This is a genomic window from Chromohalobacter sp. HP20-39 (genome assembly GCF_033052815.1).
Taxonomy (GTDB): Bacteria; Pseudomonadota; Gammaproteobacteria; order Pseudomonadales; family Halomonadaceae; genus Chromohalobacter.
The window spans coordinates 1-279 of sequence record NZ_JAWHTP010000583.1; the positions used below are offsets into that span (position 1 = coordinate 1).

At 64.2% G+C, this 279-nt stretch carries 1 pseudogene; it reads left to right on the forward strand.

Annotation, left to right across the window (positions count from 1 at the left end):
* Positions 1-61: 61 nt before the first annotated feature.
* A pseudogene (locus RVY79_RS19270) lies at positions 62-279 on the forward strand (MFS transporter); the annotation flags it as partial.

Consider the following 279-nt stretch of genomic DNA (forward strand, 5'->3'; position numbering starts at 1 on the left):
ATCGCCTGCGATTGCTCCTGCCAGCCGCGGCCAACAGAGCCACGGGAGTGGCGTGTTCGCCATGGCGCTGTGCGTCTTTGCATTGATCGCATCGGAGTTCATGCCGGTCAGCCTGCTCACGCCCATCGCGACGGACCTGCACGTCAGCGAGGGTGTGGCCGGTCAAGGGATCGCCGTGTCCGGCGCCTTTGCTGTCTTGACTAGCCTTCTGCTTCCGGCGCTAGCGCGGCAGACGGATCGCAAGACCATCCTGCTGTGGATGACCGCTTTCATGGCCGT